Origin of the sequence: Chromohalobacter sp. 48-RD10 (assembly GCF_029889785.1) — a bacterium.
Lineage (GTDB): Bacteria > Pseudomonadota > Gammaproteobacteria > Pseudomonadales > Halomonadaceae > Chromohalobacter.
In genome coordinates this window covers 1-2,250 of record NZ_JARANX010000091.1, presented here as the reverse complement: position 1 = coordinate 2,250, position 2,250 = coordinate 1, and the positions used below count along the sequence as shown (strand labels likewise).

Below are 2,250 nucleotides of genomic sequence, written 5' to 3'. Positions count from 1 at the left end.
CACCCACAGGTAGCCGTCCTAGCGTGCCTGAAGGCACCCTGGTGCTTTTCGATACCGGCATAGAAGCGACGCCGGGCAAGCTGGTGGCCGCCCTACTGGCGGACAGCAACGAAGCCACCTTCAAACAATTGATCGAAGACGGCGGCCAGCGCTTCCTGCGGGCATTGAACCCCGCCTATCCACTGATCCCCATCAACGGCAACTGCCGGATCCTTGGCGTCGCCGTGGAAGCGAAGACGCGGCTGTAAGACTGGGGATGTTCTCTAGGCTTTAGCCACCGACTACAATACGGAGCATGTGACATGAGCGATCACAAAGACCGCAAACCGAGCAAACCGCCTGAAGATCGCGGGAACCAGAGGCAACCGGCGTATGACGGATTCAACAGAAACAACTCGCGAGGAGAACGAAGCGATACCAACATCGCCGAAAGCCGCCCCGCCCCCAAACGACCCGGATCAGGCGACAACGGTGGCAAGCAAGGACAGTGACGAAGACGAAGCCTTCGCCTTCAAGCACTACCTGCTGAGGAACATTCGCTACCACACCCGGCGTGCCGCCCTGTTCTCCCAGTGGCATAAGACCACCGGATTCGTCGGAGTGTTTCTGGGCTCTTCCTCGGCCATGTCGTTCCTGCTCGCCGAGAGCTTTGTCGGCGCCAGCATCATGGCTGCCATCGTGGCCTTCTTCTCTGCAGTGGACTTGGTCGTGGGCACCGCTACCAAAGAGGCGCAGCATACTGAGCTGCGCAAGCGCTGGATTGCATTCCAAAAGCGCTTTCAAGCCGAAGGGGTGAACCGTGAACTTTACTTGGAGAGAACCGCTATCGAAATGGATGAGCCCCCAGAGTTGTCCATCGTCGAAATGCAAGCTCGCAATGACGCCACCCTGGCTCTGATGGGCAAAAAAGGTCGTGACCAATTACTGGTCATCCCTTTACACCAACGCGTTCTGGGCCAGTTTATCAACCTCGATACCAGCCAGATTCTCGAGGTTCACGAAATCCGAGCCAAAAACGAGAAAGCTCCTGCCTGATCCTTCTCTTCCTAGCGTTGCTCAGCCCGCCCATCGAGGCGGGTTTTTTGTGCCTGCACAACCCAAATAGTAAAGCTACGCTTGACCAATAAAGAAAGCGATGCTTTACTTTCCCCATCGAATCACGACATGGATGGGGACATCACATGGAACACGCACCGCAACATATCGAGTTCGCCGGCTTCCGCTGCCGCATCGGTCAGCGTGGCTCTGACTGGCCCACCGCCAAGCAGGCCATGGTGCTCGCGGGGCTGGCCGCTGGCATGACCCATAAAGAGATAGCCCGAGAGCGCGGCATCAGCCCCAACACCGTGAAAAGTACCGCTGAGGCCATCTACCACCGGCTACACGCGAGCCGAGCCGCTGGCGCGATCGTCAAGGGCATGCGTCGAGGCTGGATAGCGCCGCTGGCTATCGCCCTCTTCATTTCGGCACTCAACCCAAATGCAGATGCAATACGGCGCCCACCCAGCCGGGGCCGCCAGCAGATCAGCATCACCGCACGCCCCTCTCGCCAAGACAACGGGGGCCTCTACGCATGAATACCACGCCGACCAGCGCCCAGCGCGCAACCATCAACATGATCGTAGACACGGCCATCGACGTGACCCTACTGGGTCGTTATGTCGCCGACGCCGAATATCACGGCGGCGTGCACGCAATCATCGTCGCGATCCACCCAGCCGGCGAGTCGCTGACCTCCGAAAAAGGCGAGTTACTGACCTGCTACATGAACCCGGGGCACGAGCGAGACGGCGAGACGCGCGACGAGCGCATCGAAACCGAGCTAGCCCACCTGCTCTGTCATCTGGAGGGCAAACGTCGGGAGGGTACACCGCAATGAACCGTCTGATCGTCATCCAGACCCCGCGCGGCAACAAACGCTTGCGCTACGCCACTGGCCTGCGCGCCTGTCGACAGATTGCCGAGCGCTACAACTGGGCTCTCGTGGTACGCCAAGGACAACTACGGATGGAGGACCGCCAGCATGCGTAAACGACTGATCGAGGTAGGAAGACGCTGCGTGTACTTCTACGGCGGCGATGGCGATACCGAAACTCTACACCCAAAGGGCGCGGCCTCGAACTACTTGGCCGAACGCGCCAAGCGGCGGGGAAAACGTCACCAGGCACGCCGCTGGCGGCACGAACGACATGGCCTGACACCGGGCATTGAGATCCACACCGTTTGACCTGTAGTAGCTCTTTAACCATG

At 59.5% G+C, this 2,250-nt stretch carries 6 protein-coding genes; all 6 read left to right on the top strand.

Annotation, left to right across the window (positions count from 1 at the left end; translation table 11 throughout):
* On the top strand, positions 1-248 hold a 248-nt coding region (locus tag OP496_RS17255), incomplete at its 5' end, for a S24 family peptidase (protein ID WP_280565077.1).
* Between the two features lie 124 nt (positions 249-372).
* Positions 373-1,035, top strand: coding sequence for a hypothetical protein (locus OP496_RS17250; RefSeq protein ID WP_280565075.1), 663 nt, complete (start codon positions 373-375; stop codon positions 1,033-1,035).
* Between the two features lie 146 nt (positions 1,036-1,181).
* Positions 1,182-1,577, top strand: coding sequence for a LuxR C-terminal-related transcriptional regulator (locus tag OP496_RS17245; RefSeq protein ID WP_280565073.1), 396 nt, complete (start codon positions 1,182-1,184; stop codon positions 1,575-1,577).
* The gene (locus OP496_RS17240; RefSeq protein WP_280565071.1) at positions 1,574-1,879 is read left to right on the top strand and encodes a hypothetical protein; all 306 of its coding nucleotides are present in this window, start codon (positions 1,574-1,576) and stop codon (positions 1,877-1,879) included. The genes OP496_RS17245 and OP496_RS17240 overlap by 4 nt, the downstream gene beginning before the upstream one ends.
* Entirely contained in the window at positions 1,876-2,031 is a 156-nt protein-coding gene (locus OP496_RS17235; RefSeq protein ID WP_280565070.1) for a hypothetical protein, read from the top strand. The genes OP496_RS17240 and OP496_RS17235 overlap by 4 nt, the downstream gene beginning before the upstream one ends.
* Entirely contained in the window at positions 2,024-2,227 is a 204-nt protein-coding gene (locus OP496_RS17230) for a hypothetical protein (RefSeq protein WP_280565069.1), read from the top strand. Before OP496_RS17235 ends, OP496_RS17230 begins: the two co-directional genes overlap by 8 nt.
* Positions 2,228-2,250: the final 23 nt, after the last annotated feature.